This is a genomic window from Mesorhizobium sp. M0016 (assembly GCF_040324035.1).
Classification (GTDB): Bacteria; Pseudomonadota; Alphaproteobacteria; order Rhizobiales; family Rhizobiaceae; genus Mesorhizobium.
In genome coordinates, this window is the sequence record NZ_JAMYVM010000002.1 from 400,189 (window position 1) to 414,953 (window position 14,765).

The following is a 14,765-nucleotide window of genomic DNA, read 5'->3' on the forward strand; positions in this document are numbered from 1 at the left end:
CTAGGGTCTGCGCCGCGTCGCTTCGCTCCTTGCTTCGCCCTAGGATGACGATGTTGCACGGATCGACAAACTAAGCGTCGTGCTTGAAGCGGCGCTTGCCGCGGTGTTTCTCGGCATGCGCCTCTCCGGTCCGGGCCGGCTTGGCGTCGCTCTTGTCCCGGCGGACGCTGTTCTGGTCGTTCATCGGATGCGGCGGCGCGCCTTCGCGGGCGCTCTTCGTTTCAAGACGGGTGATGAAGATATCGAAACGATTGGGCATCGTACGGTCAGTGCTCCGTCGTGCTGTCCGGTTTGTTGTCCGAAAGCCTGACATTCGTCGGCAAGGCGGTGGCCGCCCGACTGGTCAGGCCGGTGTCGCTCTCGGCGAGCGCACGCTTGCCCTTTGGCGCGGGCACGCGGTTGCGCCCGGCATAGTAGGGCTCGAAAACGTCCTGCAATTCCAGGCTGTCCATCCTGTCCTCCTCCTCAAGAGACTCAGGTATTCAATCCGCCAGCCACGCTTTCGTTCCCCACTGTGGCAAAGACATGGCCGCCGGGTTACATCGGCGTCAGGTTTGGCCCGACGTTCGGGAGTTTTGCAACCCGGCACGCGCCATGCCAAACAGGGCGAAATGGAGAGACCCGGTGACCGGCGAGAAACGCAGCTATGTGATCGGCCAGACCGAGATCGCAGTCCGGCCGCTGGCGCCGGCGCTGTATCTGGTGGCGACGCCGATCGGCAATCTCTCCGACATCACGCTGCGCGCGCTGGAGACGCTGGCGGCCGCCGACGTCGTCGCCTGCGAGGACACCCGCGTCTCGCGCGTGCTGCTCGACCGCTACGGCATCCGCCGCCGCACCACGGCCTATCATGAACACAATGCCGGCGAGGCCGGACCGAAGCTGATCGCGGCACTCGAGGCCGGGCAGAGCGTGGCGCTGATTTCGGATGCCGGCACGCCGCTGATCTCCGACCCAGGCTACCGGCTGGTCGGCGAAGCGCTGGAGCGCGGCCTGCGCGTGGTGCCGATCCCCGGCCCATCGGCGCCGCTGGCGGCACTGACGGCGTCGGGACTGCCGTCCGACGCCTTCCTGTTTGCGGGGTTTTTGCCGGTGAAATCTGGGCAGCGGCTGACCAGGCTGGAGACCTTCAAGACGGTGCCGGCAACGCTGATCTTCTTCGAGTCGCCACGCCGGCTGGCCGATACGCTGGTCGCCATGGTCGAGGCGTTGGGCGGCGCGCGCAAGGCCGCCATCGGCCGCGAGCTGACCAAGACTTTTGAAGAGATGCGGACGGGAACGCTGCAGGCGCTGGCCGACCACTATGCGGCGGCTGACACGCCGAAGGGCGAGATCGTCATCTGCGTCGGGCCCGCCGAGATCAAGGCCGACCAACCCGCCGACATCGACAGGCTGCTGCTGTCGCTGGCCGCCGAAATGCCGGCGTCCAAGGCGGCGGCGGAAGCGGCGAAGATGACAGGCGGGCAGAAGCAGTCGCTCTACCGCCGGCTGCTGGAACTCAGGGATGCGGTTGGAGAAGGCGAAGGTGGCTGAGCGCCCGGCCGCCAGCCGCCAAAAAGCCTATCGGCGCGGCCATCGCGGCGAGTGGCTGGCGGCGGCGGCGCTGATGCTGAAAGGTTATCGCATCCTCGCCCGCCGGCATCGCACCCGCTTCGGCGAGATCGACCTGATCGCCAGGCGCGGCGACCTAGTGCTGTTCGTCGAGGTCAAGGCGCGGCGCACGCTGATGGAAGCGATGGAGGCGATTGGCCACGAATCGGAGCGCCGCATCGAGGGCGCGGCCGACATCTGGCTGTCGCGCCAACCGGATTATGGCAGATTGTCGATGCGCTTCGACATGATCGCGGTGCTGCCCTGGCGCTGGCCTGTGCATGTCGAGAACGCGTTTTATGGGAGGAGTTAGCGGCCTTTACCCTCCCCCTTGTAGGGAGGGTCGGTGAGCAAGCGACGCGTCGTTGGCGAAACGGGGCGGGGGTGTGGCGCCGACCCCCACCCCGATCCGCTTTGCGGATCGACTGACCGGGGCGAGCCGCCTGTCTCGCCCGTCCTTCGGACCCCACAAGGGGGGCACAAGGGGGAGGGTAAAGCTCACCCCCAGATCATCAGCGCCACCAACCCCACACTGCCCACCACCAGCCGCCACCAGCCGAACAGCGAGTAGCCGTTGCGCGAGACGTAATCGAGCAGGAAGCGCACGACGATCAGCGCGGTAACGAAGGCGGCGACGAAGCCGATGGCGATGATTGGCAGGTCGGCGCTGCTCAGCACGTTGCGGTTCTTGAACAGATCGAAGGCGAAGGCGCCGACCATGGTCGGGATGGCGAGGAAGAAGGAGAATTCCGCCGCCGCGCGCTTGTCGACGCCCAGCAGCAGCGCGCCGACGATGGTCGAACCGGAGCGCGACGTGCCGGGGATCAGCGACAGGCACTGGAACAGGCCGATCTGCAAATAAAGCCTTGTCGGGAAGCGCTCGACATCGCGATAGACCGGCTGCAGCTTCATGCGGTCGACGACCAACAGCACGACGCCGCCGACGATCAGCATGATGCAGATCAGCCTTGGCGATTCGAACAGCACCGTCTTGATGAAATCATGCGCCAGCGCGCCGATAATGGCGGCCGGCAGGAAGGCAATCAGGATGCCGAGGACGAAATGCCGCGTCAGCCGGTCATGCGGCAGGTCGAGCAGCATCTGCCACAGGCGGCGGAAATAGACGCTGAGGATCGCCAGGATGGCGCCCAGCTGGATCAGGATCTCAAAGGCCTTGCCGGTGGAATGGAAGCCGAGGAAATGGCCGGCGAGCAGGATATGGCCGGTCGAGGAGACCGGGATGAACTCGGTCAGCCCCTCCAGCAGGCCGAGCAGCAGGGCTTCGACGATGGTGTGGCTATCCATGGCAACCTCGGCATTCAAGGGACGGAAGGAAACGGCTTGCGAATGGCTTGCTTGTCACGGCGCGGAAGTCCCCCTATAGGTCGCAGCACCGTGACGGCCGCATGACGGGCCGCCAAGACTTACCGGTGCGGACGGCGATTCGCCAGTGCGCCTTAATATCGCGGAATCATGCTGACGCTTTTCCATCACCCGATGTTCGCCACCTGCCGCTTCGTGCGCCTCGCCTTCGGCGAATATGGCGAGGAGCTGGCGCTGATCGAGGAAAAACCGTGGACGCGGCGCAAGGAATTTCTGGCGCTGAACCCGGCCGGCACCTTGCCGATCCTGCTTGCCGAGGGCGACGTGCCGATCGTCGGCGCCATGGTGATCGCGGAATATCTTGACGAGACACGTGGCGTCCTGAAGCGCGACAAGCGCCTGTTTGCGGAAGACCCGATGCAGCGCGCCGAAATCCGCCGTCTCACAGACTGGTATCTCAACAAGGCCGAGAGCGAAGTGACCCGGCATCTGGTGCGCGAGCGCGTGCTGAAGCCGGTGATGCCGGAAACGGCGGGCGGCGGTTCCCCCGATTCGGCGGCGATCCGCGCGGCGCGCGCCAACATTCGCCAGCACATGAAGTACACCAACTGGCTGGCCGGCACCCGTCATTGGCTGGCCGGCAGCAAGGTCACCTATGCCGACTTGGCGGCGGCCGCGACGCTGTCGGTGCTGGATTATCTCGGCGAGATCGATTGGCGCGAGCATGCCGCGGCGCGCGAATGGTACACGCGGGTGAAATCGCGGCCGTCGTTCCGGCCGCTGCTCTCCGACCGGGTGCGCGGCCTGTCGCCGGTGTCGCATTATGCGGACCTCGACTTCTAGAAGCCAAACCCTGCGCGCGCTAGTCGACGCCGAGGCGCGGCGCGCCGGCTTCGATGCGGTTGCCGTCACCACGCCCGATGCGATCCCGCTGGCGCCAGCCAGATTGGCCGAATTCGTCGCCGATGGTTTTCACGGTTCGATGGCGTGGATTGCGGAGACGCTTCAACGCCGTAGCGAGCCTTCGACGCTGTGGCCCGAGGTGCGCTCGATCATCGTGCTGGCAATGAATTACGGCCCCGACCACGATCCGCGTGCGCTGCAGGCAAGGCGCGATCTCGGCGCGATCTCGGTCTATGCGCAAAACCGCGACTATCACGAGGTGATGAAGGGCCGGCTGAAGGAGATCGCCGGCAAGATCGTCGCGCGGGCCGGCGGCGACGTGAAGGTTTTCGTCGATACGGCGCCCGTGATGGAAAAGCCGCTGGCTGAGGCCGCCGGGCTCGGCTGGCAAGGCAAGCACACCAATCTGGTCAGCCGCGAGCACGGCTCCTGGCTGTTTCTCGGCACCATCTTCACCACGGCGGAGCTCACGCCAGATGCGACCGAGGTAGACCATTGCGGTTCCTGCCGCGCCTGTCTCGACGCCTGCCCGACCGATGCCTTTCCGGCGCCCTATCGGCTCGATGCCAGGCGCTGCATCTCCTACCTGACCATCGAGAACAAGGGGCCGATCCCGCAAGAATTCCGCGAAAAGATCGGCAACCGCATCTATGGCTGCGACGATTGTCTCGCCGCCTGCCCGTGGAACAAGTTCGCCCGCGCCGCCTCGGAGGCCAAGCTCGCCGCGCGCGATGAACTGCGCGAACCGCCGCTGGCGGAACTGTTGCAGCTGGACGACACGGCGTTCCGGACCTTTTTCTCCGGCTCGCCGATCAAGCGCATCGGCCGCGACCGCTTTGTCCGCAATGTGCTGACCGCCGCCGGCAATTCCGGCGATGTTTCGCTGGCCGGCCCGGTGCGCGATCTGCTTGGCGATGCCTCGCCGCTGGTGCGCGGCGCGGCGATCTGGGCGCTGGCGCGGCTGGTGACGGCCGCCGAATTCAACGGGCAGGCGGCGATCTACTTGAAAATCGAAACCGACACTACAGTGCAGGACGAATGGCTGTCCGCATTGCCAATCGAGGCGCATGCATGAGCGAAAAACAGGTTTTTATCTTCGGCGCCGGCTATTCGGGCAAAGCCTTTGCACGGGCCAATGCGGAGGCGATTACGATCTTCGGCACCACGCGCTCATCGGAAAAATTCGACGCGCTGCGGCAGGTCGGCATCGCGCCGCTGCTGTTCGACGGCGCCCTGACCCCTGAAATCGGCGATGCGCTGGAAAAGACCCCCCATCTCATCGTCTCCGTGGCACCGGAGGAGGCCGGCGACCCTGTGCTTCTCGCCGCGCGAAAGGCGATCGAGGCGATGCCGGCGCTTCGCTGGATCGGCTATCTCTCGACCGTCGGCGTCTATGGCAATTATGACGGCGCCTGGGTCGATGAAACGGCCGAGTGCCGGCCGGTGTCGAAACGCTCGTCGATGCGAGTGGCGGCCGAGCGGGACTGGCTGCAGCTTGGCCTCGAGACCGGCAAGCCGGTGGCGATCCTGCGGCTTTCCGGCATTTATGGGCCGGGACGCAACGCGCTGGTCAATCTGGAAAACGGCACGGCCAGGCGGCTGGTCAAGCCCGACCAGGTGTTCAACCGCATCCATTGCGACGACATCGCCGGTGCGCTCTGGCACCTCATCGGTGGCAATAGAGGCGGCATTTTCAACGTCACCGATGACGAGCCGGCGCCGCCGCAGGATGTCGTCACCTATGCCGCTTCGCTGATGGGCGTCGAGCCGCCGCCGGAGATTCCTTTCGAGACCGCCCAACTTTCGCCCATGGCGCGGTCCTTCTATGGCGAGAACAAGCGCGTCGCCAACGCCGCGATCAAGGCAGCGGGCTACCGGTTCCGCTATCCGGACTACCGCCAGGCGTTCGATCGGATGTGGGCCGACGGCAGCTGGCGCGACGGCGAGCCGCGCAGCCCGATGAAGGTAGATAATCGAAACGCGAGCCCGAGGTGATATGATTCGATTGTGTTGCGGACTTTTGCAGTGGGGTTCATGACGATTTCGATGCGATCCTTGACCGGCAGACGGCTGTTCCTGACGGCGGCGCTGGCGATCGTGGCGCTGGCCGGGCTGGTGGCGGGCGCAATCACGGCCGAGCCACGGGCAAAGGACCTGTTCGGCGCCAAGAAGCTGCCGGCGATGGCTGCGGCGCAATCCTTCGGCTTCTATTCAAAGGGCTGCTTCACCGGCGGCGTCGCCATTCCGATGGACGGCCAGAACTGGGAGGTGATGCGCCCCTCGCGCAACCGGCGCTGGGGTCATCCAACGATGATTGCGCTGATCGAGAAGCTGTCGCGCGATGCCGCCGCCGACGGCTGGCCGGGGCTTCTGATCGGCGACATCTCTCAGCCGCGCGGCGGCCCGATGCTGACCGGGCACGCCTCGCACCAGATCGGCCTCGACGCCGACATCTGGCTGTCGCCGATGCCCGACCGCAAGCTTACGACCCAGGAGCGCGAAAACATCAGCGCCACGCTGATGGTCGACGACAAGACGCATCTGGTGAAGGACAGGCTGTGGAAGCCGATACATACCAAGCTGTTGAAGCGCGCCGCGAGCTATCCGGAAGTCGAGCGCATCCTGGTCAATCCAGGCATCAAGAAGAAGCTGTGCGACACCGTCACCGGCGACCGTACCTGGCTGAGAAAAATCCGGCCGTTCTGGGGCCATGACTATCATTTCCACATCCGCATCGGCTGCCAGCCGGGTTCGCCCAACTGCAAGGGACAGGAAGCGACGCCCGACGATGACGGCTGCGGCAAGCCGCTGGCCTGGTGGTTTACCGAGGAGCCGTGGCGCCCCAACAAGAACCCGGATGCGCCCAAGGCGCGCGACCTGATGACGATGGCGAACCTGCCGAAACAATGCCAGTTCGTGCTCGACCAGCCCGACGCGGACTCGGCGGAAGCCGTCACCTATCGCGGCGGCGGCGTGCCGATCGCCGCCAGGGCGCCGGAACCCGACGCGCCTCCGCCCATAGCGGGCAATGCGGGCGGCTTGCCTGGCGCAGCCAACGCATTCACCGCCACGCCGGAGATCGGCATTCCCCTGCCGAGGCGACGGCCGCCGGCAAACGTCGGACAGTGATGGCGAACTGACGCTTTCCCTTTCCGGGGCCATGCGCTAGTCAATCGATTGAAAACCGGGCGATTGAAAACCGGGCGCTTGAAACGGTCGCAACGGCGCCGCAAAGGGGACGAGCAAGAGCATGTCAGGCGACGACGACACCGCGTTGCGGTTTCCAGTGCTGATCGGCGACATCGGCGGCACCAATGCGCGCTTTTCGATCGTGCTCGACGCAAATTCGGAAGCCGGTGAGCCGCATATCGTGCAAACCGCCAATTTCGCCACCATCGACGAGGCGATCCAGGCGGCGGTGCTGGACCGCTCCTCCATCCGGCCGAATTCGGCAGTGCTGGCCATCGCCGGACCAGTCGATGGCGACGAGATCCCGCTTACCAATTGTCCCTGGGTGGTGAAGCCGAAGCAGATGTTTGCCAATCTGGGCCTGGGCGACATCGTCGTGCTCAACGATTTCGAGGCGCAGGCGCTGGCCGTCGTGGCGCTCGGCGAAGAGCACATGGAAAAGATCGGCGGCGGCACGCCGGAGGAGAATGCCGGGCGTGTCGTGCTCGGTCCCGGCACCGGCCTCGGCGTCGCCGGGTTGGTTCATGCCCTCCATCACTGGATACCGGTGCCTGGCGAAGGCGGCCACATGGATATCGGTCCGCGGACGCCGCGCGATTTCGAGGTGTTCCCGCATATCGAAAAGCTGGACGGCCGCATTTCGGGCGAGCAGATCCTGTGCGGGCGCGGTCTGGTCAATGTCTACCGGGCGGCCGCCAAGGCCGACGGCAAGCCGGCGCCGTTCACCACGCCGGCCGAAATCACCGGGGCGGCGCTGGCCAAGACCGACCCGGTTGCCGAGGAAGCGCTGGCGCTGTTCGTCACCTGCCTCGGCCGCACCGCCGGCGACCTCGCGCTGGTGTTCATGAGCCGCGGCGGCGTGTTTTTGACCGGCGGCATCGCGCAAAAGATCGTGCCCGCGCTGAAGGAAGGCAATTTCCGCGCCGCCTTCGAGGACAAGGCGCCGCACAGCGCGCTGATGGCCTCGATGCCGGTCTATGTCATCACCCACCCGCTGGCGGCACTTCTGGGCCTTGCCGCCTATGCCCGCAACCCTTCGCTGTTCGGCGTCCAGACCGCGGGGCGGCGCTGGCGGGCATGATCCATTTCGTCCCGAAAACGGGTATTTTCTTGGAAATGGCTGCCGCTTTCGTGACCCCAACCTCGGGCCGCGACGAAGTTTCGCCATAGGCAAGCCGTAGCCGGGGCGCTAAGAGGGGCCGAATTCCAGCCTGGCATCCCTAGGGCCGGATGATTTCAGATCGAATCGACCTGAAATCTGAATCCGGCTCTAAATCAAAGAGATAGAGCATGATGTCGTCCGAAAACCGCTTCACACTTTTCGGCATCATGCTCTAGCAAACCACGAAGCGCCCGCGATTTGACCGCTCAAAGTCCACTCAAACTGAAAGTCCAGCCAGCTGAGGTCACTGCGGTGCTGCGCCGCATCCTGGCCGAAAACGGTAGTGAATATCGCTGGACCTATGTCGTTGCCGTCGGCTGCCTGCTGATTGTTTCCGCCACCACCGCCTTCACGGCGTGGATCATGGCCCCGATGATCAACGAGATCTTCTACGAACGACGCGGCGACATGATCGTCTGGATCTGCGCCGGGTTCATGGCCGCCTCCGTGCTGCGCGGCTTCGCCGGTTACGGCCAGGCGGTCGCGTTGGCCAAGATCGGCAACAATCTGGTCGCCCGCTACCAGAAGCGCAGCTTCGACCACCTGATGAAGCTCGGCGTCGACTTCTTCAACGATACGCGTTCCGGTCGGCTGGCGGCACAGGTCAACGAGAATGTCGGCGGCGTTCGCGATCTGCTGTCGCTGACGCTGACCTCCATCAGCCGCGACGCGGTCTCGCTGATCGCCCTCGTCGGCGTCATGATCTACCAGGATCCGGTGTTGTCGCTCAGCTCGCTGCTGATCGGGCCGCCGCTGATCTGGGCCGTCGTCTACATCACCCGCCGATTGCGGCGCATCAACCGGGAATCGGTGCTGATCAACTCGCGGCTGAACGGGTCCGTACAGGAGGCCACGCAAGGCATCGCCATCGTCAAGGCCTTCACCCTGGAAGCCGAGCTGGCGCGCCGGATCGGCATCATGGCCGATACGGCCGAGCAGCGTAACAACAAGATCGCCCGGGTCGCGGAGCGGCTGTCGCCGATTTCCGAGATTTTGGGCGGTCTCGCCATTACCTCCGTCCTTGCCTATTCCGGCTACCGGGCGCTGGTGCTCGGACAACCACCAGGCGCTGTGTTTTCCTTCATCACCGCGCTGATCATGGCCTACGATCCGGCACGGCGCCTGGCTCGTACGCAGGTCGGTATGGAACGTGCCCTGGTCAACGCCCGGATGATTTACGAGCTGCTCGACCTGGAGCCTAAACAGGGCGATGCGCCCGACGCGGTCGAAGCCAGGATCACCACCGGCGAGGTTCGCTTCGACAATGTGACGTTCGGCTACAGCGCCGACATGCCGGTGATCAGGAACCTGAGTTTCACCGCCGCGGCCGGCAAGGTTACGGCGGTGGTCGGGGCCTCGGGTGCCGGCAAGACGACGCTCGTGGCGCTGCTGCAGCGCTTCTACGATGTCGACAAGGGTTCGATCGAGATCGATGGCCAGGACATTTCCAAAGTCACCAAGCACTCGCTGCGCGGCTCGATCGCCTATGTCTCGCAGGCGCCCTATCTGTTCGAAGGCAGCATACGCGACAACATCCGTTTTGGCCGACTTTCGGCGACCGACGCCGAGATCGAGCGGGCGGCGGTGCTGGCGGCGGCCGACGAGTTCATCCGTCAGCAGCCGCAGGGCTACGACACGCCCGTCGGCGAGGGCGGCTCGACCCTTTCCGGCGGCCAGCGCCAGCGCGTCTCGATTGCGCGGGCGATCGTGCGCAATGCGCCGATCCTTTTGCTCGACGAGGCGACCTCGGCGCTGGACAACGAGGCCGAAGCCCGCGTCCAGGAAGCGCTGACCCATGTGATGGAAGGGCGCACCACCATCGTCATCGCGCACCGCCTGTCGACGGTCGTCAACGCCGACCACATCATCGTACTTGAAGAGGGCCGCTTGGTCGAGGAAGGCAACCATGCCAGGCTGATGGCCGATCCGCACAGCGTCTATGCCCGCTTCCACCGCGTGCAGGGCAAGAGCGGGTTGGGGCTTGTCGACGACGCCCAGCCAATCCAAACTCCGGCATAGCCGCGCCAGCAAGGCGATCGGGAGAACAGCATGAGCGAATCCGGCGAAATGGGCTTGGTGGTGGTGGGGGCGGCCGGCCGCATGGGCCAGACGCTGATCCGCGCCATCCATTCGATCCCCGGCGCCCGCGTCGTCGGCGCGGTCGAACGAACCGGATCGCCCTATCTCGGCAGGGATGCGGGCGAGCTTGCCGGCATCGGCATCATCAATGTGACGGTCGGCGACGATCCGCTGCCGGTGTTCGCCAAGGCCGACGGCGTGCTCGATTTCACCATGCCGGCAGCCACCGTCGAATTCGCAGGCTATGCCGCGCAGGCACGCATTGCCCATGTCATCGGCACCACCGGCTGCTCGGCGGAAGACGACGCCAGGATCGAGGCCGCGGCCCGCCACGCGACGATCGTCAAATCCGGCAATATGAGCCTCGGCGTCAATCTTCTGGCGGTGCTGGTCGAGCAGGCCGCGCGCGCGCTCGGTCCAGAGGATTTCGACATCGAGATCCTCGAAATGCATCACAAGCACAAGGTCGACGCGCCGTCGGGCACCGCCTTGCTGCTCGGCGAAGCGGCGGCGGCGGGACGCGGCATTTCCCTTGCCGGCAACGATGTGCGGTCACGCGACGGCCATACCGGCGTGCGCAAGCCAGGAACGATCGGCTTTGCCAGCCTGCGCGGTGGCTCGGTGGTCGGCGACCACAGCGTCATCCTGGCCGGAACCGGCGAGCGCATCATGCTGTCGCACCATGCCGAGGACCGCGCCATCTTTGCCCGCGGCGCGGTCAAGGCCGCGCTCTGGGCGCGCGGTAAAAAGCCCGGACTTTATTCCATGCGGGACGTGCTCGGCTTGAGCTAAACTATCCATAATTTTGAAGGAGCAAACATGTCGGGAACTCTCGTGCTCGTGCGCCACGGCCAGAGCGAATGGAACCTGAAGAACCTGTTCACCGGCTGGCGCGATGTCGACCTTACCGAGCAGGGCCACAAGGAGGCCAAGGAAGCCGGCCAGAAGCTCAAGGCACGCGGCTTGAAATTCGACATTGCCTTCACCTCGGCGCTGATCCGGGCGCAGAAAACCTGCCAGCACATTCTCGACGCGGTCGGCCAGAGCGATTTGAAGACGATCCGCGACCAGGCGCTGAACGAGCGCGACTACGGCGACCTCTCCGGTCTCAACAAGGATGACGCGCGTCAGAAGTGGGGCGAAGAGCAGGTGCACATCTGGCGCCGCTCCTACGACGTGCCGCCGCCCGGCGGCGAAAGCCTGAAGGACACCGGCGCCCGCGTCTGGCCCTATTATCTTCACGACATGCAGTCGCATGTGCTGAAAGGCGGCACCGTGCTGGTCGCCGCGCATGGCAATTCGCTGCGCGCACTGATCATGGCGCTGGACGGCAAGAGCGGCGAGGAGATCGTCAAGCTCGAGCTCGGCACCGGCGTGCCGGTGATCTACAAGCTCAACGCCGATTCCACTGTGGCGTCGAAGGACGTGCTGGAGGGGTGAGGTTTTCGGCCAACTCATTCGCCGAGTCGGCGCTGCCCCTCATTGCCCTGCCGGGCAGTTCTCCCGGTGTAGTGACGGGGAGAAAGGGCTGGCCGCAGCCTCGGCGCTCTTCTTGTGACGCAGGTGACCGGCGAAAATCATCGATGAGAGCGCCCCTCTCCCCGTCACTGTGCGGGGAGAGGATGCCGGCAGGCAGGTGAGGGGCGGCGTTGACCCCCGGGAAACTAAGCCGGCAGGCTGCGGCCCTCGAAAAAGCGCGTTGACACATATCGTTTGCCCGCTTACATGAGCCCGCACCAGCCCAGATGGCGGAATTGGTAGACGCGCACGGTTCAGGTCCGTGTTCCGCAAGGAGTGGAGGTTCGAGTCCTCTTCTGGGCACCAAATTCCCGTTTCGGATAAGTCCGAAATGATTTAGACGCGAAGCAAAAAAGCCCGGTTCCCGGGCTTTTTTGCTGATGGATGACAGATAGTCCAGCGGAGGGTCAATGCGGCGGGCGAACCGCTTTCATTGCTTCTTCTTCGAGTGTCTGGAGCTTCTCCCGAATCTCCTCCGGCTCGGCATGCTCCAAGCCGACGACATCGTTTCTGGTCTCATTCAGCGAAACGATAATCTCATCAAGCTTGGCGTGAATGGCGGCCGTGTCGCGGTAACCCTGGATCAGCACAACGCCGGTGATCACGATGGCCGCTACCGACAATGCGTAGGTGACCACATTGGTCAGGCCGAATGGCACCAACGCAGTACAGAGCAGCATGGCTACAAGAAGGACATAGAAGCCCGGTGGCCGGGATAGAAAGTCGCCCATCACAAACAGGAAGCGATTCATATCCAGGCCGCGGTCAAAAATGCCACGAGTGCGGTGACGGCTACGCAAATTGGAATTGCCGCGAGTAAGGCAGCTTCCAGGACCCAAGTTTCCTTGTCGCTAAACATCAGACATCCTCCCGTTGAGAAAAGGCTGCCCGTAGACTTTCACAGGGCAGCCACAGCCCGCCGCTCCAGACCGGAGCGGCGGGCTCGCGCGTTATTCGATGATCTGCACGACCTTGCGCGTGTCGGGATCGACGAGAACCGCATGATCTCCGACAACCGTATGCTTGTAGCGGACATCCGGAACGTCGATTGCGTGGAGCTCGACAGTGTCTGGAAGTGCCGTGCCGACATTGAGTTCGACGCCGAGCAAACTGACTGAGGCCAGCTTCTGCTTATGGATATATTCGCGAATGACCGTCTGTTGTTCGGGCTTGAGAACAATAACATCCTCGGCAAACGAGGTGCCGATGCCCGCCATAAGGACGAGGGCGCCGGCGGCGCTGACGAAATATCTGGTCATGGGAATTTCCTTTCATAGGTCAGTTTGAAGGCGTGGATACGACCAGATCAGCCGCCACTCGCAGGGGCTGGGGCAGGTGCCGCAGGCTTTGCGGGTGCAGCCGGAGCTTCCACCTTTGGCGCTTCAACCTTGACGTTGATATCCTTGCCGCCGTCGCCGCGGATATTGATGACGCCGGTAAAAATAAGCAACACTACGACCGCAATAAGTGCAAGAACAACAGCAATCGCAGTGCCGCCGCCACCCCCAGAATTAACAACAGTTGGGCCGTCGGCCATGTGTTCCTCTCCTGTTTTATTTAGTTGCATTTGGGAAACGCCTGCCCCGCTTGAACGTTCCGCCTCGGGACTTGGGTCTTAGCTGATATCCGACTTTGGTCTGGTTCGCCGCGGACTGAAGTCACAGGAACAATCTGGCTGATCTCAAGTTCGGTCCCTCGGCGAACAGGCGTGGTGCCGTCGCCGGATTACGCGAGGAGAAAACCATGAAAATCCACTTTGCAAGTGCCGCTGCAGGCTTGTTGCTTTTGGCTGGGGTCGGCGCCGCCGCAGCTCAGGATGTCGTCATCACACCGGAGCAGGATACGGTCGTCCGCGAATACGTAAAAAAGCAGCCGCTGGCTTCGGTGAAGATCCCGGGCGTGGAGCTGAACGTCGGCAGTGCCTTGCCTGATACGGTCGAGCTGCACGAAGTTCCCAACGTCAAATACCGCTACGTCGTGGTCGACAACCGCACCGTCCTGGTCGATCCCAGCACCCGGAAAATTGTGAAGGTCTACGACTGATCGAATAGCTGCCGCCCGCCGCCGGCCATGGCGGCGGGCAGCGGATTTCACATTGCGCTCCAGGATGATCGAAGATGATCGATCACGTCGAGACATCGCCAGCCCTTGATACCCGCCTGGGTTCTCTCAGGGCGAGAATGCGCGATGCGCGCATAACAGAGGCCGACATGAAGACCTTTCAGAAAGTCGCATCCATCATGGTTGGCGGCAGTGGCCGCATCAGCGGCGATGACCTGATTGCAGCGTCGTTCGTCCTCGAGGACCAGCCGGAAGGCTTGTGAGGCGGAGTACTCACGTGTGCAGGCTCCCGCAACGCTGATCCCAAGTGTTCTGGTGCTGAACACATTCCTGCTACGGGCCGGCGTCGAAGGCGTGCCCGCTGGCGAGGTCGCGTCGCGCTCAAGCATCGTCCAGAACACCATGTCGCCGCATGTGACGATACTCGGCCATGCTAGCCGATGCGGGCGCCATAGAAAATCACCGTGGCCGGCAGAACCGGGCAGGCCGGTCCAGAGCGTCGCCACGCCTATGGTCAGAAATGTCACCGAGGCCAGTTTGGTGCAGATCGGATGATGGTAGCGAGCGATCGCCATATCGACCGTACGGGCGCCGGCCTGGGAAGGACCCACCAGCGCGCCGCCGCGCCCAGCGTGGTCGGCGCGCTGTTTGCCCTGCAACGCGGGGCTATGCGGCGTGCTCGCACAAGTTAGCTCCAACTTGAGGCACGGCGTGAAGTCTCGGTGCTTGCCCCCACGATGGCGAGGTACGAAGTCAAAAAGCGGTCAATGTGATTAGCGATCTACAGTCGACTTCAGCCGCCTTCGGATGATAGCGCCGCAATCACGAGATTTGTCGATAATAATCGATATTAGGCTGTATTCGCGACTATCCCTCATAGTGGGCGATTAGATAAAATTGATATGATATCCCAGATTTGAGGAGATCGATCCACTCGGGC

At 63.8% G+C, this 14,765-nt stretch carries 18 protein-coding genes and 1 tRNA gene; 12 read left to right on the forward strand and 7 right to left on the reverse strand.

Annotated features, from left to right (window positions below):
* Nucleotides 1-70: 70 nt before the first annotated feature.
* Nucleotides 71-259 (reverse strand): hypothetical protein, encoded by a 189-nt coding sequence (locus tag NKJ88_RS04830; RefSeq protein WP_023672058.1) that lies wholly within the window; start codon nt 257-259, stop codon nt 71-73.
* Nucleotides 260-266: 7 nt separating this feature from the next.
* Entirely contained in the window at nt 267-452 is a 186-nt protein-coding gene (locus NKJ88_RS04835) for a hypothetical protein (protein WP_023681229.1), read from the reverse strand.
* A gap of 172 nt (nt 453-624) precedes the next feature.
* Here NKJ88_RS04835 and rsmI point away from each other — a divergent pair, with 172 nt between their 5' ends.
* Nucleotides 625-1,533 (forward strand): 16S rRNA (cytidine(1402)-2'-O)-methyltransferase, encoded by a 909-nt coding sequence (rsmI, locus tag NKJ88_RS04840; protein WP_352443632.1) that lies wholly within the window; start codon nt 625-627, stop codon nt 1,531-1,533.
* Nucleotides 1,526-1,903 carry a YraN family protein gene (locus NKJ88_RS04845; RefSeq protein ID WP_023745884.1) on the forward strand — a complete coding sequence of 126 codons (378 nt, stop codon included), beginning with the start codon at nt 1,526-1,528 and terminating at the stop codon, nt 1,901-1,903. The genes rsmI and NKJ88_RS04845 overlap by 8 nt, the downstream gene beginning before the upstream one ends.
* Nucleotides 1,904-2,088: 185 nt before the next feature.
* Here NKJ88_RS04845 and NKJ88_RS04850 read toward each other — a convergent pair whose 3' ends face one another.
* Nucleotides 2,089-2,895, reverse strand: a complete 807-nt coding sequence (locus NKJ88_RS04850) for an undecaprenyl-diphosphate phosphatase (protein WP_352443633.1) — start codon at nt 2,893-2,895, stop codon at nt 2,089-2,091.
* A 168-nt stretch (nt 2,896-3,063) separates the two neighbouring features.
* Here NKJ88_RS04850 and NKJ88_RS04855 point away from each other — a divergent pair, with 168 nt between their 5' ends.
* The 9 genes from NKJ88_RS04855 (at nt 3,064) to NKJ88_RS04895 (ending at nt 12,070) form a co-directional block, all read left to right on the forward strand.
* Nucleotides 3,064-3,756: a glutathione S-transferase family protein gene (locus NKJ88_RS04855; RefSeq protein WP_023672063.1), complete on the forward strand. Its 693-nt coding sequence runs from the start codon at nt 3,064-3,066 to the stop codon at nt 3,754-3,756.
* Nucleotides 3,737-4,891: a tRNA epoxyqueuosine(34) reductase QueG gene (gene queG, locus NKJ88_RS04860; RefSeq protein WP_352443634.1), complete on the forward strand. Its 1,155-nt coding sequence runs from the start codon at nt 3,737-3,739 to the stop codon at nt 4,889-4,891. The genes NKJ88_RS04855 and queG overlap by 20 nt, the downstream gene beginning before the upstream one ends.
* On the forward strand, nt 4,888-5,811 hold the full coding sequence (locus NKJ88_RS04865) for an SDR family oxidoreductase (protein WP_352443635.1): 924 nt from the start codon (nt 4,888-4,890) through the stop codon (nt 5,809-5,811). Before queG ends, NKJ88_RS04865 begins: the two co-directional genes overlap by 4 nt.
* 51 nt (nt 5,812-5,862) lie before the next feature.
* A complete protein-coding gene (gene mepA / locus NKJ88_RS04870; RefSeq protein WP_502904728.1) occupies nt 5,863-6,945 on the forward strand; it encodes a penicillin-insensitive murein endopeptidase in 1,083 nt (360 codons plus the stop codon).
* 121 nt (nt 6,946-7,066) lie between these two features.
* Nucleotides 7,067-8,086: a glucokinase gene (locus tag NKJ88_RS04875; RefSeq protein ID WP_023824069.1), complete on the forward strand. Its 1,020-nt coding sequence runs from the start codon at nt 7,067-7,069 to the stop codon at nt 8,084-8,086.
* Nucleotides 8,087-8,365: 279 nt separating this feature from the next.
* A complete protein-coding gene (locus NKJ88_RS04880; protein WP_050590521.1) occupies nt 8,366-10,186 on the forward strand; it encodes an ABC transporter ATP-binding protein in 1,821 nt (606 codons plus the stop codon).
* Nucleotides 10,187-10,216: 30 nt separating this feature from the next.
* Nucleotides 10,217-11,038, forward strand: a complete 822-nt coding sequence (dapB, locus tag NKJ88_RS04885; protein ID WP_023702425.1) for a 4-hydroxy-tetrahydrodipicolinate reductase — start codon at nt 10,217-10,219, stop codon at nt 11,036-11,038.
* A gap of 27 nt (nt 11,039-11,065) precedes the next feature.
* On the forward strand, nt 11,066-11,686 hold the full coding sequence (locus NKJ88_RS04890; protein WP_023672068.1) for a 2,3-bisphosphoglycerate-dependent phosphoglycerate mutase: 621 nt from the start codon (nt 11,066-11,068) through the stop codon (nt 11,684-11,686).
* A gap of 299 nt (nt 11,687-11,985) precedes the next feature.
* Nucleotides 11,986-12,070: transfer RNA gene (locus NKJ88_RS04895), tRNA-Leu, on the forward strand.
* Nucleotides 12,071-12,171: 101 nt separating this feature from the next.
* Here NKJ88_RS04895 and NKJ88_RS04900 read toward each other — a convergent pair.
* The 3 genes from NKJ88_RS04900 to NKJ88_RS04910 all read right to left on the reverse strand — a co-directional run bounded on the left by NKJ88_RS04900 (nt 12,172) and on the right by NKJ88_RS04910 (nt 13,301).
* Nucleotides 12,172-12,516 carry a low affinity iron permease family protein gene (locus NKJ88_RS04900; protein WP_023672069.1) on the reverse strand — a complete coding sequence of 115 codons (345 nt, stop codon included), beginning with the start codon at nt 12,514-12,516 and terminating at the stop codon, nt 12,172-12,174.
* A 198-nt stretch (nt 12,517-12,714) separates the two neighbouring features.
* Complete coding sequence (locus NKJ88_RS04905; protein ID WP_352443637.1) at nt 12,715-13,023, reverse strand: DUF1236 domain-containing protein; 309 nt, start codon at nt 13,021-13,023, stop codon at nt 12,715-12,717.
* Between the two features lie 47 nt (nt 13,024-13,070).
* Entirely contained in the window at nt 13,071-13,301 is a 231-nt protein-coding gene (locus NKJ88_RS04910) for a hypothetical protein (protein ID WP_033001362.1), read from the reverse strand.
* Nucleotides 13,302-13,507: 206 nt separating this feature from the next.
* Here NKJ88_RS04910 and NKJ88_RS04915 point away from each other — a divergent pair, with 206 nt between their 5' ends.
* Nucleotides 13,508-13,807: a DUF1236 domain-containing protein gene (locus NKJ88_RS04915; RefSeq protein WP_023681215.1), complete on the forward strand. Its 300-nt coding sequence runs from the start codon at nt 13,508-13,510 to the stop codon at nt 13,805-13,807.
* Nucleotides 13,808-13,854: 47 nt separating this feature from the next.
* Here NKJ88_RS04915 and NKJ88_RS04920 read toward each other — a convergent pair whose 3' ends face one another.
* Nucleotides 13,855-14,484, reverse strand: coding sequence for a hypothetical protein (locus NKJ88_RS04920; RefSeq protein WP_196813594.1), 630 nt, complete (start codon nt 14,482-14,484; stop codon nt 13,855-13,857).
* Nucleotides 14,485-14,765: the final 281 nt, after the last annotated feature.

What these genes read in the sequence shown, in the direction of transcription:
- NKJ88_RS04830 (WP_023672058.1), bottom strand. Translation starts at nt 259, where the DNA reads ATGCCCAATCGTTTCGATATCTTCATCACCCGTCTTGAAACGAAGAGC.
- NKJ88_RS04835 (WP_023681229.1), bottom strand. Translation starts at nt 452, where the DNA reads ATGGACAGCCTGGAATTGCAGGACGTTTTCGAGCCCTACTATGCCGGG.
- NKJ88_RS04850 (WP_352443633.1), bottom strand. Translation starts at nt 2,895, where the DNA reads ATGGATAGCCACACCATCGTCGAAGCCCTGCTGCTCGGCCTGCTGGAG.
- NKJ88_RS04855 (WP_023672063.1), top strand. Translation starts at nt 3,064, where the DNA reads ATGCTGACGCTTTTCCATCACCCGATGTTCGCCACCTGCCGCTTCGTG.
- queG (WP_352443634.1), top strand. Translation starts at nt 3,737, where the DNA reads ATGCGGACCTCGACTTCTAGAAGCCAAACCCTGCGCGCGCTAGTCGAC.
- NKJ88_RS04865 (WP_352443635.1), top strand. Translation starts at nt 4,888, where the DNA reads ATGAGCGAAAAACAGGTTTTTATCTTCGGCGCCGGCTATTCGGGCAAA.
- mepA (WP_502904728.1), top strand. Translation starts at nt 5,863, where the DNA reads ATGCGATCCTTGACCGGCAGACGGCTGTTCCTGACGGCGGCGCTGGCG.
- NKJ88_RS04875 (WP_023824069.1), top strand. Translation starts at nt 7,067, where the DNA reads ATGTCAGGCGACGACGACACCGCGTTGCGGTTTCCAGTGCTGATCGGC.
- dapB (WP_023702425.1), top strand. Translation starts at nt 10,217, where the DNA reads ATGAGCGAATCCGGCGAAATGGGCTTGGTGGTGGTGGGGGCGGCCGGC.
- NKJ88_RS04890 (WP_023672068.1), top strand. Translation starts at nt 11,066, where the DNA reads ATGTCGGGAACTCTCGTGCTCGTGCGCCACGGCCAGAGCGAATGGAAC.
- NKJ88_RS04900 (WP_023672069.1), bottom strand. Translation starts at nt 12,516, where the DNA reads ATGAATCGCTTCCTGTTTGTGATGGGCGACTTTCTATCCCGGCCACCG.
- NKJ88_RS04905 (WP_352443637.1), bottom strand. Translation starts at nt 13,023, where the DNA reads ATGACCAGATATTTCGTCAGCGCCGCCGGCGCCCTCGTCCTTATGGCG.
- NKJ88_RS04910 (WP_033001362.1), bottom strand. Translation starts at nt 13,301, where the DNA reads ATGGCCGACGGCCCAACTGTTGTTAATTCTGGGGGTGGCGGCGGCACT.
- NKJ88_RS04915 (WP_023681215.1), top strand. Translation starts at nt 13,508, where the DNA reads ATGAAAATCCACTTTGCAAGTGCCGCTGCAGGCTTGTTGCTTTTGGCT.